Origin of the sequence: Citrobacter sp. MGH103 (assembly GCF_001034475.2) — a bacterium.
GTDB classification, from domain to species: Bacteria; Pseudomonadota; Gammaproteobacteria; order Enterobacterales; family Enterobacteriaceae; genus Citrobacter; species Citrobacter freundii.
The window spans coordinates 37,870-57,973 of record NZ_CP073044.1; the positions used below are offsets into that span (position 1 = coordinate 37,870).

Sequence of the window (20,104 nt, forward strand, 5' to 3'; positions counted from 1 at the left end):
ACGGGAGATGAATGACAGGCTTTGCCTTTGTGTTGGAATATTCCATTATTCCTTCCTTCTTACTATATATAGGTGACCCCAAATGTCTAAAAGCAAAGCACGCAGTAAAGCCCTTCTTCTGGCCTTCGCCGATCTGATTCCGGATATGGACAAGGCAGTTAACAAGAAGTTATTGGAATCTCTGATTATTTACTCAGGGCATGATAATGACCTTATTGTTATTTTGAATGAAGACGGACCAACTATAATTGAACTGAACTCTTTAAAATCGGTTTCTATGCTGGCCCAAAAGCTTTCAGCTTTTTCAACTTATTATCATGTAGAAATGCAGCAAATTCATGTCAATCCAATTGACTTTGAGAAGGCTTATAAGCTACTCAAAGAAGCACCTGCAATTCCCATGTTTAAAACTTTAGCTGAACTGGATAAGTTTTTAAATGAAGAGTTTGAAAAGTATGGGTTGAACACATTCCTTGATGTGGATGACCTAGATTATTCACTCGATAAATCCAGAGAGTTAAAAAATGATCAGTTGATTGCCTGGGTTTCTGAAATTATTGTGAAGCGCGATAAATTAGCATTGCGTAATCGCTTTAATGAAGTGACAAAGGCACATTATGAAACTGTAGATGCATTGTATGCAGCCGTCCGTCCCTTAATGAAAGAATTAGGTTTTCCTGATGAACTCATGCTACATACCTTTAGTGAATTGAGCGTTTTCGATTCCAAAGGCTGGGACCATGCTATCAAATCTAAAATTGAATTTCTCACAAAACGAGAAGCGCAATATTTAGATGACAAAATGAAGGCAGAAAAACGGCAGTTAACAATTGATGAACTTTTGACTCAAGTCAATAGCGCTAAAACAGCTAAAGAACCAAGACCTTTTGGTCAGACGTTTTGTTTTGCTGTTCTTGGCATGATGTCATTGATGTTCATTGTAAATAAATTTATTTAATCCTGTTAAGGGGGAACCCTGACAGGGCTTCTCTTTGATTAAAATGAGGAGAGAAGAAATGTCACATCTTGAATATGTTAATGAAGTTAAAGTGTCCGGGATAGTTATCAGTGCAATGGAGAAAGAAATGACTGACGGTAACGTTGGGTTATTAATAAAGCTCAAAAACAGAATGAAGACTGAAATTAATGGTGAAATCGCTGAGAGAGAATTTTCTATTCAAATCAAAGTGTCACCAGAAATGTATTCAGGCTGTTTCACTGGTATAAATCAAGGTGATGAGTTAATGGTCTCCGGTTATCTTGTTGTGGATATTGTCACGTTGGAAGGGAGAGAGCACCCTCTTGACTACATGAGAGTCGTTGCAACAAGTAAGTTAGCTCACATACCTAAACCCCCCAAGGGTTTTGGGCAAAGTAGCTTTAGACAGATCTGACATTTAAACCACCCTAAAGGGGAGAAATCCCTTCATGGGAGATCTCCCTTTGGAGGCCCCATGAAACAAAAAATTAGCTCGACATCATTTATTGGTAAACAAATGGATTTTTTCTCTATATTCGATTTTGAAGAAGAGGAAAATGAAATAATACCCATAGTTGAGTCTCCGCTTGAATATATAAATAATGCAATAGCCCAAAAGCAAAGCATGCAATCAGAAGAAAAACATTCTGGCCCGGAACTGGTGCCTCATGTGTCGGATGATGTTGCATTGCTAGGTCATTGTTCCAAATTACTCAACAATCAAATTCTGCATGGAATTAGTTTTGCTTCTGAAACTGATTATCTCTTCACTTTAGAAGAATACAATGCAGAATTAGGTGGTCTGGTTATCGACTGGGCTCCTGAAGATGTATATCAGTTATACGTCGTCGCAATGGAAGAGTCGTTGGAAAACGTTAAATATCTTGTCTTTACAAAATCACTCTATACAACTGATGAATTCGGAAATATCAAAGTGAATCCGCTTCTTGAAGCAGAAACACGTTGGTATATGTCGCAGTCATTTGAGCTTACATGTGCCACTCATGGTATAGATGCTATTGAGTTTAGGTCAGAGCTTAAAAAAAGCTTGTATGAATACACGCACAGTTTTGAAAGTGAAAATGTTAAATTATCTCAATATCATCAGGATAAAGAGATTATTTTGCATGATTGTAAGGAAGATATGGGATGGGATATCTTTTTCGACCGTGACTATTTATTGGCAGAAAATAAACTGGCAGTAAAATGGACTGATCGGGATATAATGGATGTCTATTCTAAAGCATTTAAATCAACAATTAATTTGTTTGAAAAACTTGTCGTAAATAACAAGTTAACATTAAGGGATACATCAGGTTGGGTTATCGTAAACCCTACATTTGAGCGCCAGTTCGAATGGATTGAATCTGAAGTATTCGAAATTGTAGGGACTCATCTTGGTTACAACGTTGATGCTATCAGAAAACAGATGGTTACAGCGTGTAAGATGACCTTCAACTAATATGCCACTGGCAAACATCTGCCAGCGGGCGGTGTTTGCATTTTACCGGAGTTTTAAAAATGACTAACGCCGCAACTATATTAGAAACCGAAAATTCATTACTGGAAGAAAATATTGGTAATCTGTTACCCGCAAATGTTATATCTACAAAAGCATATGCGAATAAGGAACAATATTACCTGGTTAAGGCCAAAGATTTGTTTGGTATTCCTGAAATGTCCGAGGATATGATAGTTCCAGTATTTAAACGTTTATCTCCACATCGTGCAAACCTGAATAAGGATTATATACCGAATGCTCGTATACTTGAGCAAGTAGTACAATTGCTCGTAAGTAACGATATAGATTTAAGTGTATGCCTGAAAGGGGAGTCTGGTTCTGGTAAGACTGAAATGGCAATGTACATTAGCCATATGCTGAATTGGCCGCTAACCATAAAGCAAATCAACAGTAATATTCGTGCTGATGAACTTGAAGGTGAGCGTAGTCTCATTAACGGAAACACCAGTTTTGTGCCCAGCGAGCTTGTAACGGCGTTTCAGGAAGGCCACCTCATTCTTCTGGATGAAGTGGACAAGATTGACCCTGATACCGCCGCGAAGCTGCATATGCCTATAGAGCGTAAGCCCTGGTCACTAGCCGCCAACGGTGGCGAAGTGGTTAATGCCAATAAGTTTACGCGGTTTATGGGTACAGCAAACACAAACATGAGTGGGGGATCTCGTAAGTTCGTTTCATCACAGCGGCAGGATGCAGCGTTTATTAAACGCTTCCTGATTGTGGAGATGGAAAGGCCTTCAGAGGTTGCATTAACCAACGTTTTGCTTAAACGCTACAATAGCCTGCCTATGCTGGTAATTGAAAAATTCGTTTCGGTAGCCGTTGCAGTAAACAACATAGGAACTGAAGACAGTGTAATGGATATTCGTCAGCTTGTGGCATGGGTTGGAACGTCGATGACGTTAAAGACCATGTCCTTACTGGATACGTTTAAAATTGCTTTTGCGTCGGCTCTGCCTGCACATGCCAGTGGTATGGTGCTGGAAGCCATCGATTTAAAACTCGGTGACGATAAGAACCGTACAATGGAGTATTACACTGCAAAAAAGTAGTTATAGATGGGACGAGTTATCAGAAGGCTGAATGCCTTGTGACAGACTTTGCTCATCTTTCGTTTTACGGTTTTTTGAGTGCAGACGGGGATGAAACTTTCGCGATTGCACAGGAAGGAAATCAATATATAGGTCTTAAGCAGCACAATAATGACTATTCATTTATTTGTTATCAAGATTGTGACAAAGATATGGAAGCCATGATTAAGGGCCTTGAATCAAAAGGATTCATGTATCAAGGAAGTATTCAATCGACGTCTGTCGAGAGTGAATTTCCTGGAATTCTTTTAACAACACTTGAGAAGTAATAATCTTAACCCTATCGGGAAATCTTTCCCGACAGGGAGGTTTTCCCATTTTTTTAATCTGGAGAAAACCTATGACTTTCAATACTTCTAAACTTAATAAAGTTTCCGCTAAGCAAATCTGTGATAACTTTGTAAAAGCACATCCTGATTTGTTGGAAGGTGCTGTTATAACAAAAATCGAAATCAGTGGTTGTCAGGGCTCTCGGCGTACCGATAAAATCGAACTGTCCTATGGCGGCGATGATATAACGGACCAGAAGAGCGTGTCTAAAAGTGAAGTTCGCTGGATAGACATAAAGGCACTGAGTTTCAAAAGCACTATCACTAGTCGAATTTCAACACTCTGTTCACGGTTGTGTATCCGCTATAGCAATATGTGGATTTTGCCTGTCGAAAGAATGGAGGAGTTTCTGGAAGAGGCACAAGAAATTGAACGTGAATTTCAAGCCGGTATCCAGAATGTGGTTGATAACTATGACACTCATATTCAGGCTGAGAAAGATCGCAGTCCGTTGATGTCAGATTTAATCGACCAGTTGAAATTAACGAAAGATGATTTTATTAAATCATTCCGGTTTAATCTGGCGCATTTCATTCCGTTTTCACCGATTAGTGTGGAGGGGGATGAAACACAGGACTTTTATCAGGAACAACTGATAATCGATTTGGCCGATGAAGCTATGAAGGTTTATGCAAAAATCAGTAAAAATGATAATTTGCGTTCCAGCACGATTGACCGATTAAAACAGATGCAAGATAAAATCATTAGCTTTATGTTCATTCATAAAGAGGCGGTTGTTCTTGCAGAAGCTATCAAGCACGTCATGAATAATTTACCCAAAGGCGCCATTTCTTCTCCCCGTGATGTTGCGGTGTTAAAGCAATGGTTCTATTTCATGAGTGATGCGTCAATGCTGAAACGTATTATTTCTGGTGAGCAGAAAGTAACAGATTGGCTGGATTCCATTACCCGGTCATTCAATATTGATTCACAGGATAATACGGCTAACTCTCAGAATGCTTTTGAGGATGATGTTTTTTCTTCAGCAAATGTGTTCAGAGAAGATCCGCTTGAAGAAGTTGAGAAAAACGCAGTAACTGCACCTTTGTCTGCTGTTGTCCCTGAAGAAGATGTTTCCCTTCAGGCCAGTGGTAGTAATAGTGCTTTTAACAGCGAACTCGAACTGAACGGCTGGTGATTTAGTCTTGTAAAAATAACCCCAGATGGGTACTTCACCATCTGGGTGAGTACCCTTTATTAATTAAAGGTACTCAAATGAAATTTGATTTGAAATCTTCACCCCGCCATATTCAACGCCTGACGAATATAGCCAGCGTGATAAGCGGTATAAGTGGTCTTAATGTTGTAATAGACAATAAGGTACATACACCTTATTTCAACAGCGAAAAGAACGTTTGTGTATTACCTAATGGTGATTATAGCGATGAGAAATTCGTCAAGCTAATTGAAGGGTTTATATGTCATGAAGCTGGACACGGTCGCTATACAGAACATGAAGTATACCGTGAAGCTTTTGTTGGGGAACTGATTAATGCAGATGGCTTCATCAGTATAGATGATAAGCTGAACGCTGAATTTCAAACCCTTAAACAAAAGAAAATCGCATATGCCCGGGCTTACCGTCTACATGGACTTATTAATCTCTTTGATGATGTCCAGATGGAAGAGAAAACGGGTATTAACTATCAGGAGGCAAAAAAGCGCCTCGCGGTAAGTTATGCCTTGATGGTTGAAGCTGGGCGAATGACGGTTGATGTTTCTTCAAGCCCTCAAAACCCTGTTCAGTTTATTGAAATGTTCCTGCTTAATACATTGCGGGTTAACGTTCTCCAGCAAGAAGGGCATAAAGAAACGCTTGATCCATTTTTCGATTATGCAAAGAAAATCCTTGAGCCTGTAATTTTAGAAGTTGATGAGATTATTCATCAGGCTCTAAGTTGCAAAAGTACGCAAAATTGCGATTCTCTGGCGCGTAAAACCTTGGCTCTTTTAGAGCGTTTACGGGATGAAGCCAAAGAGAAACAGCAAGAAGAGGATCAGAATAAAGACCCGCAAAACGACACAGACAATTCATCTGGCTCTGAGAATGAACCTGATTCCGAAACCAATGGTGACAACCAGGGTGAAGGGGATGGAGATTCCGAAGAGCAAGACGATGATGCTGGTAATGGTAAAGCACCTATGGAAGATAATGAGCCGTCAGAGCAATCTAAAGGGGATGAAGAAAGTGCTGAGAGCGGTAACGGTGAACCTGATGGAGAGCCCGAAACCGATGAATCGGCTAACCCTGACTCGTATGATGCTGACGGAACTCCTTCCCAAATCGACAGTTCCAATGGAAATCCTTCCGATGGGGAAAGTAACTTTTCTCCTGAGCAGTGGAGTATCCTTGCCAAATTGCTGGATGATTTTCTTAACAGCGATGAGGAAAGTGAAGATTTTCATGAGGCTCTTGCAAATGAAATCTCCGTAATTGCTGCCAGTGTGTCGGATGAGGTTAAAGCTGAATTTGGTGCAAATGAGTGGGATCTTCCAGATTTGCTTATTGATCTGAATGTCTACAATGAAGCATTAAATATCAGTCAGACTCTTGGGGCAGACTTATCTGTTTTACAGCAGGTAAAAATGCGTGGTCAATTTAAAACCCGTGATAGAGGCTTGTCATTCGACATTAATCGATTGATCCAGTCTCCGATGGGTGTGAGGGATGTATTCCGGTCGCAAAGCGAATCTAAAAACCGGGGCCACGTCGGCTTGGTTATTGTTCGTGATATTTCAGGTTCTATGATTCTGGATCACCGTTATATCCACGCAATTAAGACTGACCTTGCATTAACTTTGGCGATTGAAGCTAATTCAAAAATGCACGTTGCTAATGTGATTTATCCGTTTGTCGACAAAGACTTTGAAGTTATCAAAACGTTTGATGAAAACGCGGAAGAGACGCTTTCAAAATTTTCACTCGGCTGTAAAGGGAATAATACCCCAACGGGTTCCGCCTTAATGGCTGCTGTAGAATTGTTACTTGAAAGCCAGTTTGACAGGAAAATTGTTTTCCTTATTACTGATGGTTATCCGACAGAGTCTGATTACACCATTAGTGATGTTCTTACGGTAGCTGAAAGTAACGGTATTGAAATCGCTGGTGTAGGCATTAAAACTGATGAGTTAATTGGTTTTGATGAGGGCACCTTCGTAAATGTTGATGATATTTCTTTACTGCCGAATGTGGTCAGTAAATTAGTACATCAAATTCTATCTAATTAACTCTACCCAATCGGGGCAAAATGACGCCCGGTTGGGTCGTTTTGCTCCCTGAAGGATTAAGGAGCAATATATGACTCAGATAAAGACTTACCGTGTCGAGTATGAAAAAGTCGGGATGATGCATCGTGTCCGTATTTTTGGTCGCATGGGTGAAGTTGTCAAAAGTGAATTGCCAAAAGAAGTAATTCTCCGGGATGTATCTATACCGGAGGGTAATGTAAAAATGGCAACATCAATGGTTGATGGTTTTATCCAGCGTCTTGAAAATAATGGCTTCAAGTCTGAAGCGTAATTGTTAAGGGCCATTATGGCCCTTATTCTTAGATTCTGCGTTGTGGGTTTCTCCCTGTTTTCTGCATCGCAGAGGGCATTGAGAAACCCACAATGCCAGATAAGAGAGAACAAAATGACTTATGCATCACCGGCTGTTAAGCGTACACCACATGAAGTATCTGAGCACTTTATTAAAATGGTTCACGCTCGTGTTGCGGAAGCCTCTGGCTGGCGCTATGTATTCGATAGAATACCGGCATTTAAAGATGCTTGTGATAAAGCACCTAGCCAGGTTCCTTGCCCCTTCACCGGGGACGGGAAATCAAAGTTCCGTTTCCGAAAAAAAGACCTCTATACCGGTTGTGCTATTCACAATGATTTCCCTGTGAATGCATTTTGTGACGGTATTGATGTGCTGGCAGAGTATTACAAGTTGAGCAAAACCCAGACTTGTAAGAAGATCTTGACTGATTTCTTTGGTATGGATCTGTACGCTCCGTTAACTGATGCGGATCTCGAAAGTGAACGGCGTTATAAATCAACAGTTCGTGCAACCGAAACGCTTGATAGCGATGAAGTTGAAAAACGGCTGCGTAAACTTGAAGTGTTATATCACTATACAGGTGAAATCAAGCCAGGGAGTCCTGTGGGCATGTATCTCCGAAATCGTGGTCTTAAACGAATTCTGAGTAATCTGCCTAAGGATCTTGGTCTGAACAACCGACTTTACTATATGGATAAGTCACTAGAGAAACCGTCAACTTACCCGGGAATGATCGCAATTTATCGTGATACACGGGGACGTCCTCTGACAATCCATAGAACGTTCGTAGAGAAAAATGGTGATAAGGCTCGGGTAGAGAATCCGAAACTGATGATGAAACCGCCTGCCGATATGACCGGCGGCTCAATTCAGCTGTACGACCCACACTACAACTCAGGTACCCGTACCTGGACGTTAGGTGTGGCTGAAGGCATAGAAAACGCGCTGTCAGTAACTGAAGCGACTTCAACACCGTGTTGGGCTGCGAGCTCTGCCTGGTGTCTTGAAAACGTTGAAGTGCCGGATAGTCTACTGCCTCCTCCGGATGTGAAAGAAATACAGTTTTACGTCTGGGCGGATAAGGATGTTGTGAATTCAAGAGGCGCTTGCCCGGGTATGGAGTCAGCAATACGACTTCAGGCCCGAATGGAAGAGTTTTTTGCAAAGCGATATCCCACTTCAGAGCTGACAATTAAAGTCTTTGAACCAGATTTCGATATTCCTGAAGGGACGAAAGGAATCGACTGGAACGAAGTATTGAAATTAACAGGACCTGATGGCTTCCCAGTAAAATGGGCTCCTGAATGTCTTGCTCAGCTTTAAACCCGATAACTCCCCCGCCTTTTTAGGTCGGGGGGGGTTATCTCTTTAGTGTTTAATTTCATAAATACTAAACAGATAATTAGATTTCCTTCGTGAAAATCACCTGTTATTCAGGTTTTTTTTACGGCTGAGATGCTTGCTCAGTTAAATAAATGTGCGGTACATCTGGCTACGGTCGGTTGTATGACGTGGTATATCCATATAACTCAAAACCCCTGACGGGAGTATTACCGTTAGGGTGATGCTCATCGTTTAATATAAGAGAGCATTGTTATGAAAACTGAAAATCAAGACTTATTTAATAAGTTTGCTGCTGTGATTTCATCTCGTATCGTTGAGCAACCATCATCATGCTATTATCTTCATGATAGTGAAGTTGACCTTACGATTTTAAAACACAGCATAATAGATAAGGACAAAAACCTGTTGTATGTAATTCGCCCTTCAGGTACATGTTTGTTACGCTGTGATAAATATTTTTTTCCGAATTACTATCTTACCTGTCGTGGAGATTATAAAGCATTCATTTATGTGCATTTTAATCTTGCTACAGGAAAAGCGGAAGATATCACGTGGCAACAAGCTTTAGAAGTTTTGTCCAAACCGGGAAGGCCCCCATTGAGAGGTTCTCTTGGAAGATTTGATTATTTAAAACTTGTGGTTGATGATCTTCGTACCCGTGGTTATGCCGATTTTCTACCGGCATATAATCTGGATGGACTTCGTCATTTTGCAGTAAAGGATGAGCGACCATCTCTTGTCAGTTATATCGACAATGTCATAGCTCTTTGCGCATAAACATATCACATATTTTAACTACATCCCTGATGGCCAATCCCATCGGGGGGGCCCTCAGCATTTAACCTGGAGGCCTTATGAAATTAGCTACAGATCTTGTCAATGCAGTTCTGATAAAGGATGGTGTTGTACCGGTTTCCATTACTGAGATGCCTGTACAGTCTCTTGTAAATCCTTTGACACAAGTGCATCTCAGCCTGTACCTGAAAACAACGCATTTATCGCGGTTCGTCCCTGACTATGTCGAGACTCTGAAAGATTGTCCGGTATCGTATGATATCGGCCTTGAACTTCAGCAGTGTATCAGCAGTGCTGAATTGCTCTGCGAAGACATGGAATCGCTTGAATTTATCTCTGTATGGATAGAACTCTATACGTGTAATTCAAAGCAACAACGGTTTGAGGAAAGTAACTTTTCTCTTCGTTCCGAAGATATCGAGCTGGCTAAGATGCTAGCTTGTTCCCATGATCTCTTGATTAGCCAGGCTGCTTGTTTCTGGCTTTTATATTTTGATGACTTCATGAGATATGTGCGTAATAGACTCTGTACTTTACTCAGAGAAGTTTTAATACTGATTGCCGGACTGCGGAATGCATTCTTGCACCGTAATGAAGATCAGTTAATTAAGAGAGTGAAGTACGGGAATGAAATGCTGGAGGTAACTCTTAAAGCTATTGCACTATGTTCAATGGACCGGTATCTGAAATCATTTACCTCTTTACGAACAGAAGCGGCAGCTTCGGGTTTTATCAAATGTGTTAAGTCTTATATCAGTACAGGGTGGAGACATGGTTATATAGTCTGTCACTATTATCGAAATGGACAGTCTCTTGGTAAGTCATTACCACTTTTTATAAGTGAGACGTCTGAATACAGTATACAGAAACGAGTAAATCGTCTTATATCTTCCACGATATCAGGGCGAAATAAAGATTTAGGTCTTTCTGATTTCTGATTAACACTACCCATCTGGGGATTACTCCCCTGATGGGCGTAATCCCTTTTTATAACGAGAGGATTACATGAAAATTATCGAGAAAATCATTAATGCATTTCTGATGTCACGCAATCACGCTGTGAAGGTCAGCAATGTTATCTGCTTAACTGGTTGTGACGGTAAATTTACTGGTATACGCTGTGACGCCGATGTTTCATTTGATTTTCTTCATTCGTATGCTAACGCATACAGTTCAATATTTTTAGATATCCCGTTCCCTGGGTTCGAAGACCAGAACATTACGGATTGTGTTAAACGTCAGTTAGATGTAGTGAAAAATAAGCAGAATCGGTCTTTCTTTATTGACCATATTAGATTCCCGGTTACTGTCAAGGAAGGATTCACTCTACAGCGCGGTGGTAGTTACGACGTGACTGATAGTGAATATAACAAGCAACGATTGCTGCATTTAACTCGACATGGACGTTTTGGTGAAGACTATCTCACGTACAAAGAAGGACTGAGTCCCTTCTTTTCATTTGTGAATGTAGAATTACATGAAACTATGAAGGAAGGTATTCGTTTAGCACTTGATGTTTTAAATAAGATAACAACTGACCAACCTGACCGTCTTATAAAGGACTTTAAATATCATGACTGTTACAATAGTTATAATGTTCAAATATTTTGTAAGGGGTTGCCAGTTGATATTCTGGAAACGATGATCGCACCTGACTTTTTGTCATCCGACATGTCTGGTAGTCGTCAGATCATCAAAAATGCACGCCGCTATCTTAAAGGCTTTGCCCACAGTAATCGTGTTTACATGAAGTACGGTTGGCGCTTAGCGGATATCGACACGTCTGATTATGCTAAAGTCATGTCAGATAAAGAAATGCATGCCAGAGATGATCTTAAAATGTTTTGCGGTGTCTTTGTTAAAGAGTGCTTCGCATCCGGAAAAGATGAATACGAAGCCTACCTTCAAGAAAGACAACACGCTATTCGTTACGGGTATTAAAACTTATTTTCAACTTATCTAATCCCTGAGGGAACTCTTCCCTTGGGGAGAATTCCCTCTTAACCGAGGGCAATAAAATGAAAGCTATTTATAAATTAATTGAAGCGATGCTGGTGAAGATGGGTTTTGAAGGTGCTGCGATCCAAAGTGTCAATCTGGAAACCGGAGTCATTCAGAGTCTTGTTGTGAAGGTTGATATTCCAGTCCGGACTTTAAAACCGCATTTAATGCGTTATCTGCGCGACTGGGAGCCTTTATGGGGCCCTGACGTGGATAACCATCCTGTTGCACAATATTGCTCAGGAGCTGCGTTGTTGAAGGCTGGGCCGGTCACTCTTGAAACCTTGCAGTTTGAGGTTTCAGTGTCAGCAGCTCACCTGCGTCTTGTTGATGTTGAGCCAGACTGGCTGAATGAAGGTGTGAACCGTGAAAAACTGGACTATGTCTATTATCGTTCCAGCAATGCAGACAAGGATTTAATCCTTGGTATGGTTGAAAACGGTCACAATTTCATCAGCCATCTTCATGGCCAGTTACGGTCACGCTTATCTCAGGTTCTTCCGCTTATTTTCGCAGTTACAGAAAAGGTTGCGGAAAGTTCAGTTCCACAAGTGTTAACCAGGTTCTTCAGTGTTGACCATCAAATCAATACTCAGATAGTAGTTGAACCGGTACCCGTTTCAGTTGCAGACCAGATAATTTCTGCCAACTGGGATGTGAGTAGTATTTCTGGGGCTGACAAGTTCCTGAACCATGTTAATCGTTACCTGTCGGGTAGGGTGATGAAGCGGCGCATTTACGCTGTTATTGAATCTTGCAACGATGGCCCTTTAACTCTCGACGCGAATCTAGGTTGCTTTACTTCACCTCTTCTCGTCACTGAGTACAAAATGGTTCAATCGCATTCTTCATCGCTGTACAGAAAGGCTATAAATAACTCGCTTAAGCAAATCAATTCGTATGCTCCAGAGCATTCGGATGATCTGCTTTACATGTAATTAATAAATAACCCTAAGGGAAGCTCAATCCCTTTAGGGGATGCTTCCTTTATTCTTTCAAGAGGAAGTAGATATGTTTAATGAAAACGATGATATAAATTTTGTTAGCGCCATGCTTAAAAAACAACTTGGTCTGACAGTAATTCAACAGGATATTAAACTGTTTGATAAGTCTAATTTCTTTGAACAACTCTCATTCAAAGCAGAAGTGGCGACTGATGATTTGTTATTCTATCTTGATTCATATATCGAAGAGTTGATAAAACATAAAGCGCCGTATTCTGAAACCGAAGTTCTCCGGAATAAAATCAAATACCTTTTTAAAGTATATGAAAAGTCTGGGTTTCAGAAAATAACAATTCGTGGTTATCATAATGCGCATAGCACTATGAAATTTTTCGATATAGCAACATCAATATTGGCGGCCTCAGAATCGTTGCCTGAATATGATGAATTTCAGAAAGGTCTCAGAAAGGAAATTTATCAGAATAGAATGAGTGTTGACGGGAAAGTTCTTATTGCCCGGTATGCACTGAAGCAATTTTTCCATTCTGATTTTGGCGACTTTATCTATGAGTTTGAGAAAAAAATAACAGAGTGTCTATTTAATTCTCTTCAGGTTATCAAGTCTGTTAAAAATTCATTTCATAGTTTAGGTCAATATCAATATCACCGTCGTGTAAATCATGAACTGATGTTGCATCTTGAGCTGAACACTGATGAATACCCGGCTTGCATGCCTGATCTTTACATTGGTTTCAATGAGTCTGAAGGCACGACGGGGGCGTATTGCGATGATGAAAAACTCATTCGTCTTTATACCTGCGTAAGTTCCGGACACGATGTGCCGGTTATGATGAACGTTCGTTTCACTGGCAGTGATGGGAGTGTTAAGTGTGAATCCTCGCACGGAACCTTCTCTTCTGTGGGACCTTGTGGCCGAGTACAAATCTGTGACAGAGCAGCGTTGATCCATGAAGCGATTGAAGAGTTTCGGGACGGTGTTTAACCGGTCCTCATTCTCACCTCATCGTAAAAAGTAACTTTGTTCGACTAAATGATTGCGTTCACTTTCCTGTTTAACTGGCAGGATAGAATGATTTAGAAAAACATATTTTTATCCACCCACTGGGGAAGTTGCTCCCCTATGGGGCACTTCCTTTCAATTTTCCTGAGGAAGTGAAAATGACTAATTATACTGATAATCAAAACTACGTTCGTGCAGTACTGGCAGACATTGGCATTGATTTTGATGAGACAGAGATTCATATCAATGTCTCTCACTGCCAGGGCGACGAGGTTTCTTTTTCTTGCAGTATATCAGCCAGTGAATTAAGACAGTCTGTGGACCATTATGCGGAAACGCTTAATGCTACTCAACTGGATGGACTGGATGCTAATACCCTCAAGAAGCGCCTGGTTTACTTCCTTGAGGTCTTCGACCAAGTTTCCGGTCAGTATCTGGATATCTCTGGTAAACACTACGCGACTAGCCGCTTTGAATACGATGATGTCTGTTGTGATATCCTAAGTCTTTCTGCGGATAGCACACAACCTGGTGGCTATGATCGTGAAGAATACAAAAAACTGATGGAAGTTGATGGACAGGTTTTAATCGCCCGTTTTGCACTGGAACAATTCTGGAATACGCATTTTATTGGGCTTATCAACTATGTATCAGATGAAATAACATCCGGTCTTCATGATGCTTATCGCACTTTCAGTGATATAAGCATGGCCGCTTATACATTTAGTGAGTATTCATATTCACGTCGAATTACCGACGAACTGAGTCTGCATATTTCACTTCAAGAGGACGATTTCGACGATCAATTAACCGATTGTTATATGGATGAAACAACGCTGCCGTCCGGCAAAGTAGTTTTACGTCGTAATAATGAATCGATTATTGATATTTATGAAAGTTATGCTGCAAAATCTTACTTTCATATGGTTGCTCATGTTCGAGTCCTTGATCAAGATGGTGAAGTCGTTAATGAACTTTACCAAGGGGTGAATGTATCTGAATTGACTGGTGGCCGGGTTAAAATCCATGACCGTCAGGATCTAATTTATGAAGTATTCTCCACATTACGTAAACTCATCCCCGCTACAGAGGTTAAAGTCTCCGTTGCGGCATGAGTGCTGAAGATAGTTTTATATCTTCAGTTTTTTATACTCCCAAGAAGGCACGGTTATCCGTGCCTTTTTTTATTCCTCAAATCTGTTCTTTAATCCGCTATATTTCAACGTACTCATTGACCGATATGATTAACTGCATTGCTCTCCGGTCACAGCTCTTCATAAACCATCCGTTACCTTCCGCATCAACTCCAATCCAAAATGACACTCTTTCTGCTGCTTCCTTTCCTGCTCCGGTTAGTTTCAATTTTTTGACACGTGTTTCCGTTTCCGGCCGCAATCAGTCTACATGCTGGAGACTGCATAAATAAAATTTACTTACTTTGTTTTAGTTTCGCGAAAATAGGTCTCTTATCCGAAAAATGGAACGATAGAGATTTGTATACTGTTTAAAACAAAGGAGTGACTATGCCTGCCACCATAAGTCTGAGCAATATCCCTGTGAACTCGGTCTTTTCCCACGACCAAAGCCAGTTCTCTTATCGGCATGTTGATTTCAGTATTGAGTTGCTGCTTTCTTCGGGAAGTGACTCACAGCTGGAGTATCTTTTTCTCAAACCGGCAGCTGAAGTAAAGGCCGATCTACAGCGTCGTTTAGGCCGTGGGGAACTCTTTGTGACAACAGACAGTTGCGACAATTTTAGCGAAGTCTATGGCTGTATGGGACACGATTGCTGAGGGCTTTATAAAGGCAGGCGTCCGATTTTATAACAATACGAGACACAAGCACCTAATGATGACTGAATCGTTCTATGACTGGGTTGTGTACTGCATCACGGGCGTAATAATGGCGTCGGCGCTCCTCGAAGGAAAAAGAACCCGTTTCCCGGCTGCATTTTTTTACGGAAGCATTGTGCTTCTGGTTGTTTTGATTGTGGCCGGTGGCCTGAACTGGTGGTTTTACCGGTCAAAATTCGGCTCAGTCGTCGTTATTTTTGCTGCTACAACACTGTTAATGACCCGATTCAGGATGGTCATTTATGCGCTCAGGTTTCGGTCGCTGGTTGCAGGTCTGCAATCACACGTTAACAAGGGGTTCAGGATAATCCTCGTTTTACCCGAAAATGAGGACGAGAAGATCGTATTAATGAGCATGTTGTCTAAAAAAATACCCGCAGGCGCGTTGTTTTATACCCAAACTGCTCTGGGTCCATATTCAGGGGATCTACTGCATGCATTGGGACAAAAGCATCTTATGGGCGAAGGTTACCTGCTTCTCTGTGAGCAACAACTTCCTGCCCGAACCTGGCTAAGCACTGTGGAAAACGGTGAACCAGAGACGTCTCTTGCAGTCAATTTTCATTCGATCCCTGATATGGAGTGATACCCCTATGTACAATACCGATTCACAGACCGTACCAGCTGACACCCTGTGTGAAAGCAGTTCTCAGGTGAAAATTCAGTTAAGTCGAAGTGCCTCCCGGGCGCTGACGACGGCGAAAGAAATTCTTGAAACCCGGGGACTGGAATCTGTATCAACTGAAGATCTCGTTCGGGCATGCCTCGAAGAAAATCATCCTCTCGATCTGGCCAGCATCTATCTTGAGCATCGACTAAAACAGAAGGGGACCAGCATCTGCGAATTTTAGCGTTTTGCAACCTATTGGGGAAAATCCGGAATGTGTTTAAATAGCTGTAAATAAAGCAATCTACAGGTAAATCATGAAAAGCAATCTTCATCCTTTTGGAGCGTCTGGCACGAAACGAGTACTCAAAACGGACATTGCGTTGTCGCTGCTCTGTTGGATGTTTACCAGTCCCTTTAGCAACTGGACCGAAAAATATTTTACCGGCACAGAGGTGCCTGAAGCACCGATGCCCGAGTTGGGTCAGGCACCTGAGGCTATCTTTCGATTTGTGCTTAATGATGATGGTTTTGATGTTGGTTATGACGCTGTGGGTATGGATCTCTGCTGTTTCTCTATCCCACTATCTGCAATGCCAACAGTAAATCTCGACGAAGAAGAGACGTTATCCAGGCTGACTGGCGAAATGATCCACGGCGTACTGCTTTCTCTGCCTGAGTACCTTGAGATGCCAGACAGGCTTGTCTATCAGCTAAATGATGAGGTAATGGCGTTCAATTCACACTGTGGCAACGGAATTCTCCATGGATGGACGTCAGCGCAAGAGCTGTGGCGAAACGAGATCTTGCCACGCACACCTATTTTGATGCAGCACACCTCAGTCATTCACTGAGTTCCGGGGGCTCTGGATGAAAAAGCGACTTTACCTGTTGGAATGGAAACTTTGTGAGACACGAGCCTGGTTAGGATGGATGGTTTTTTGGTTGATCATCAGTTTTATGCTGTTATCTGCGATGTTGATGACAGGGCATTTGCTAAACAAGTTTGTCCTAGCGCCCGTCTGGCTGTTTATCTGGTGCTCTCCCTGGTTATGCTTCTTGTTGAAGGTACGCGTGACCGAGATTGATAAAGGGCTGGTGAATACCCTTCAGCTCGGAGGTTTACCGGTTTGTCGGTGGAGCCGTCCTGTAGTTCCCGGCATTTGGTCTGTTGATCGAATGAACGGCCGCTACAGGCTGAACCGTATTGGCACGGATGGCCTAACGGTACATTATCCGTGGCGCTTGCATTATCAGCCTTTGTTCCTGACTCCGGATAACCAGATTTCTGATATTAACGGGGGTAAACATGAATGAAAAATATGACGCTGTAGTGAGTGCAGCTACCTCCTGTCTGTTGTATGTCCGTGAAAACGGAAGGTCAGGCCTCGGGGAATGCCCGGTGGCGTATTCGAATGAACTCATCAACAGATGGCTTAGTTCGGCTGAACGTCGTAATTTGCATTCTCGTCAGTGTTTGCGTTCGATCCGAACCATTCTGAAGCAAGCCAGAAAGTGTCGTCAGCCTGATTTTAAGAGCGTGATGCATTTGCTGGTGGAAGGTAATGGCGTTATCCCGGATGTTACAGTATCGGATTTGGGTAATGTGCAGAGTATACGAAATGAACTTATTGGACTGGGCTGGTGGGTGAAGTTCGGTGTACCGCTGGACTGGCAGCGTATCAATCTGCAACACAGGCCTGTCAGTTTTGGCCTTTTGTCCGACCTTAATCGTTGTTTCAGGCATGACGGCCAGCAGGCTGAACCTCTGCCCCTTTATACAACAGGCAATTCCGATGAACTGCGGAAGGTGTTGGAAAAGTACAGCTACCGGCTGCGTATCGCATCTTCAGAAGTGGTTGAGGATGTAACGGTGTTGCGCTGTTTTATTGAAACCGGAGTGATGAATGTCCAGTGAAAATTTACCTTTCTACCGTGATCGGATTCTGGAGCGAATTGAACAGCTCAGAGCCTTTCTGAATAACCATCAGCCGGTGATGGCGGAACTGATGACTGTGGGGGCCGTCACGCGCCACGAAGAGCGGCTGAAAGAGGTTACCCCAATTGAGGTGAGTACTATTTCTGATGCCTCTGTAGATGACATTATCCGTGTATTTCAGGATTTTTGTATCGATGACATCGATGTACTCAGCAGGAATTCAACGAAAGTAACGACCAAATATCCGGGGCTGATTATTGTTCCTGAGGGTGCCGAACTGCTGAGCAGAATTATTCGCGATATCAACGACGCCAAAACTGACTTTGCCTCAGCTATGAAAAGGGTAAATGATCAGAAACACATCCGCTTTGAGGAAGTTCACCGTAAACTTCCCGGCCTTGTGACAGTGGCGTCTACTCGCAAAATTATGTTTGTGGAGGCACGGCTTAAAAAAGTTACTTTTTGCTGGCGACTAAACCGGAACCAGGTAAAAACCAACGCCAGTGAGCTCATCGCGATGCTGGATAAGCGTCGTACGGCAGCGGTCAAATCGCCAGCGACCACTGACCTGACAGTGGTTGCGAACATCGATAGGGCGAAGGCATTACTTGAAAGAAAGGTCCTACAAGACGGGGATGCGTTACGTCTTTGTCGGACCAATACCTTCCCGGTTCCGATCGCGCATCTGTTCTCATACCGTCCTGAAGGCACGGAGCGTGGAAGTAGCAAATACGCCGAGACGGATTACAAGGTGGTGAAAGCCTCACTGCCCATTTTCGCTGTTGGACAAAAGCCAGCATTTAAAGGTCTTCAGAACTGGGTGCCTGCGTCGGATGACGCACCGTCAAATGCACGAAGGATCAACCATAGCTACACGGAGCTTGTACCCGGTGCGGATCTTGGCATTTTCATTATGAGTAAGGTCTGAGGAGAAAAGCATGCAATGGATCTCCACTACCAGCCAGAAGCTCGATGAGAGACTTTATCGTGTCTGTGTCTGGGTGAAAAAATACCACGAGGACGCTATTAACCGTGTTGTATTGACGGTGGATCTCAGTAAAGCCCGACATGACCCGGGAGAGGATAAGGTACGGTCCGAGTTACTGTGTGGCCATTACTTTCTCATGAGGAAGGAAAACAATGCGAAATCGGCGCCAGCGGATCAAAACTTTGAATTTTTACCTGACGGCCGCAACCTGAGCTGGCAGACGTCGACCCCGGGGCTTCAGCAGCTTCTGCTGAACAATAATGTACCGGAGTCCCTCAGGACCCTGGCTGATTATATTCACATACGTCTGACCAAACTGACAATGGTCCCGATGTCGGGAACCATAATGAAAGCTGCACAGGAAGACAGTATCAGCTGGGTGAAAGTGGATCTGCGATATTTCTGGCAGTATGAACTGGTTGATTCCCATCTGGGACCTGTCCAGGTGTCTCATAAGGCGCTTGTGCGTTTTGGCCGTCTGGCTAAACACGATGAAAATGCCAGCGCTATTCGTATGCTTCGCCAGCGGTTGTCATCACCATTTATTCAGGAATATGAGATGCCTGAGGAGGAGCTGAAGCGTAAGCAACAGATCATGAATACCGCCGATGTGAAAATGCTTTTTCATGCTCATTATCCGGGGCAGAAATTGCTGTTGGCCCGGTATGCCAATGGCTGGGTGCTGGTGGATTGTTTCCTGTTCCACCATATCAAACCCAAAAAGAAGGCGAAAAACAAAACCAAAGCAGGCAAATCAGAAACACAAAATATAAAAACGACGGGGAGTGAGGATCATGGAACTGGGCATTATGGTGTGCATCGTGTTGTTACTCTCACTGGCAGCGGTGTGGATCAGTAACAAGGCGGTGGGATTACTGGAAATCCATTATTTTAAGCGACCGCTGAGCATGGAATATGCGGCGTGGCTGAGGGTGATGTGTGCCGGTTTGTTGTTTATTTTTATCCAGATGGCCCCGGCATTCACGTTTCTGTATACGCTTAAGCTGGTGGCACTGTTAAACTTGGGTGTGCAAACTATGAAGCTTAACGGCGTTTATAAAATGAAACGCACAGGTATGCTGCCGCCGAAAGACGCCCTTCAGGATCTGAACCGGTTTAATCCTTTCCGTAAGAAATAACCCTCAG

24 protein-coding genes are annotated in these 20,104 nt (G+C 42.5%); all 24 read left to right on the plus strand.

Annotated features, from left to right (window positions below; translation table 11 throughout):
* Positions 1-82 precede the first annotated feature (82 nt).
* The 24 genes from SK33_RS23840 to SK33_RS23960 all read left to right on the plus strand — a co-directional run bounded on the left by SK33_RS23840 (position 83) and on the right by SK33_RS23960 (position 20,097).
* Positions 83-958: a hypothetical protein gene (locus SK33_RS23840; protein ID WP_015063128.1), complete on the plus strand. Its 876-nt coding sequence runs from the start codon at positions 83-85 to the stop codon at positions 956-958.
* Positions 959-1,016: 58 nt separating this feature from the next.
* The gene (locus tag SK33_RS23845; RefSeq protein WP_022652171.1) at positions 1,017-1,394 is read left to right on the plus strand and encodes a hypothetical protein; all 378 of its coding nucleotides are present in this window, start codon (positions 1,017-1,019) and stop codon (positions 1,392-1,394) included.
* Between the two features lie 60 nt (positions 1,395-1,454).
* The gene (locus SK33_RS23850) at positions 1,455-2,441 is read left to right on the plus strand and encodes a hypothetical protein (protein WP_022652172.1); all 987 of its coding nucleotides are present in this window, start codon (positions 1,455-1,457) and stop codon (positions 2,439-2,441) included.
* 59 nt (positions 2,442-2,500) lie between these two features.
* On the plus strand, positions 2,501-3,553 hold the full coding sequence (locus SK33_RS23855) for an ATP-binding protein (protein WP_022652173.1): 1,053 nt from the start codon (positions 2,501-2,503) through the stop codon (positions 3,551-3,553).
* A 38-nt stretch (positions 3,554-3,591) separates the two neighbouring features.
* Positions 3,592-3,861, plus strand: coding sequence for a hypothetical protein (locus SK33_RS23860; RefSeq protein WP_032610391.1), 270 nt, complete (start codon positions 3,592-3,594; stop codon positions 3,859-3,861).
* Between the two features lie 71 nt (positions 3,862-3,932).
* Positions 3,933-5,060, plus strand: a complete 1,128-nt coding sequence (locus SK33_RS23865) for a DUF3150 domain-containing protein (RefSeq protein WP_015063132.1) — start codon at positions 3,933-3,935, stop codon at positions 5,058-5,060.
* Positions 5,061-5,137: 77 nt separating this feature from the next.
* Positions 5,138-7,150, plus strand: coding sequence for a vWA domain-containing protein (locus SK33_RS23870; protein WP_022652174.1), 2,013 nt, complete (start codon positions 5,138-5,140; stop codon positions 7,148-7,150).
* A 70-nt stretch (positions 7,151-7,220) separates the two neighbouring features.
* The gene (locus tag SK33_RS23875) at positions 7,221-7,442 is read left to right on the plus strand and encodes a hypothetical protein (protein WP_015063134.1); all 222 of its coding nucleotides are present in this window, start codon (positions 7,221-7,223) and stop codon (positions 7,440-7,442) included.
* A 114-nt stretch (positions 7,443-7,556) separates the two neighbouring features.
* Positions 7,557-8,789 carry a DUF7146 domain-containing protein gene (locus tag SK33_RS23880; protein ID WP_032610499.1) on the plus strand — a complete coding sequence of 411 codons (1,233 nt, stop codon included), beginning with the start codon at positions 7,557-7,559 and terminating at the stop codon, positions 8,787-8,789.
* A gap of 273 nt (positions 8,790-9,062) precedes the next feature.
* Positions 9,063-9,587 (plus strand): hypothetical protein, encoded by a 525-nt coding sequence (locus SK33_RS23885; RefSeq protein ID WP_022652175.1) that lies wholly within the window; start codon positions 9,063-9,065, stop codon positions 9,585-9,587.
* A gap of 77 nt (positions 9,588-9,664) precedes the next feature.
* Positions 9,665-10,543: a hypothetical protein gene (locus tag SK33_RS23890; RefSeq protein ID WP_015063137.1), complete on the plus strand. Its 879-nt coding sequence runs from the start codon at positions 9,665-9,667 to the stop codon at positions 10,541-10,543.
* 67 nt (positions 10,544-10,610) lie between these two features.
* Entirely contained in the window at positions 10,611-11,546 is a 936-nt protein-coding gene (locus SK33_RS23895) for a hypothetical protein (protein WP_015063138.1), read from the plus strand.
* Between the two features lie 77 nt (positions 11,547-11,623).
* On the plus strand, positions 11,624-12,544 hold the full coding sequence (locus SK33_RS23900) for a hypothetical protein (protein WP_022652176.1): 921 nt from the start codon (positions 11,624-11,626) through the stop codon (positions 12,542-12,544).
* Between the two features lie 73 nt (positions 12,545-12,617).
* Positions 12,618-13,553 carry a hypothetical protein gene (locus tag SK33_RS23905; RefSeq protein WP_022652177.1) on the plus strand — a complete coding sequence of 312 codons (936 nt, stop codon included), beginning with the start codon at positions 12,618-12,620 and terminating at the stop codon, positions 13,551-13,553.
* Between the two features lie 176 nt (positions 13,554-13,729).
* Positions 13,730-14,686: a hypothetical protein gene (locus SK33_RS23910; RefSeq protein WP_022652178.1), complete on the plus strand. Its 957-nt coding sequence runs from the start codon at positions 13,730-13,732 to the stop codon at positions 14,684-14,686.
* Positions 14,687-15,094: 408 nt separating this feature from the next.
* A complete protein-coding gene (locus SK33_RS23915; protein WP_015063142.1) occupies positions 15,095-15,364 on the plus strand; it encodes a hypothetical protein in 270 nt (89 codons plus the stop codon).
* A 109-nt stretch (positions 15,365-15,473) separates the two neighbouring features.
* Positions 15,474-16,010 carry a hypothetical protein gene (locus tag SK33_RS23920; RefSeq protein WP_223203164.1) on the plus strand — a complete coding sequence of 179 codons (537 nt, stop codon included), beginning with the start codon at positions 15,474-15,476 and terminating at the stop codon, positions 16,008-16,010.
* Between the two features lie 7 nt (positions 16,011-16,017).
* Entirely contained in the window at positions 16,018-16,275 is a 258-nt protein-coding gene (locus tag SK33_RS23925) for a hypothetical protein (protein WP_015063144.1), read from the plus strand.
* A 73-nt stretch (positions 16,276-16,348) separates the two neighbouring features.
* Positions 16,349-16,885 (plus strand): hypothetical protein, encoded by a 537-nt coding sequence (locus SK33_RS23930; RefSeq protein ID WP_015063145.1) that lies wholly within the window; start codon positions 16,349-16,351, stop codon positions 16,883-16,885.
* 16 nt (positions 16,886-16,901) lie between these two features.
* Entirely contained in the window at positions 16,902-17,348 is a 447-nt protein-coding gene (locus tag SK33_RS23935) for a hypothetical protein (RefSeq protein WP_015063146.1), read from the plus strand.
* The gene (locus SK33_RS26515) at positions 17,341-17,949 is read left to right on the plus strand and encodes a hypothetical protein (RefSeq protein WP_015063147.1); all 609 of its coding nucleotides are present in this window, start codon (positions 17,341-17,343) and stop codon (positions 17,947-17,949) included. The genes SK33_RS23935 and SK33_RS26515 overlap by 8 nt, the downstream gene beginning before the upstream one ends.
* The gene (locus tag SK33_RS23950; RefSeq protein ID WP_022652180.1) at positions 17,939-18,898 is read left to right on the plus strand and encodes a DNA replication terminus site-binding protein; all 960 of its coding nucleotides are present in this window, start codon (positions 17,939-17,941) and stop codon (positions 18,896-18,898) included. Before SK33_RS26515 ends, SK33_RS23950 begins: the two co-directional genes overlap by 11 nt.
* 10 nt (positions 18,899-18,908) lie before the next feature.
* A complete protein-coding gene (locus SK33_RS23955) occupies positions 18,909-19,817 on the plus strand; it encodes a hypothetical protein (RefSeq protein WP_022652181.1) in 909 nt (302 codons plus the stop codon).
* Positions 19,753-20,097, plus strand: a complete 345-nt coding sequence (locus tag SK33_RS23960; protein ID WP_015063150.1) for a hypothetical protein — start codon at positions 19,753-19,755, stop codon at positions 20,095-20,097. The genes SK33_RS23955 and SK33_RS23960 overlap by 65 nt, the downstream gene beginning before the upstream one ends.
* Positions 20,098-20,104: the final 7 nt, after the last annotated feature.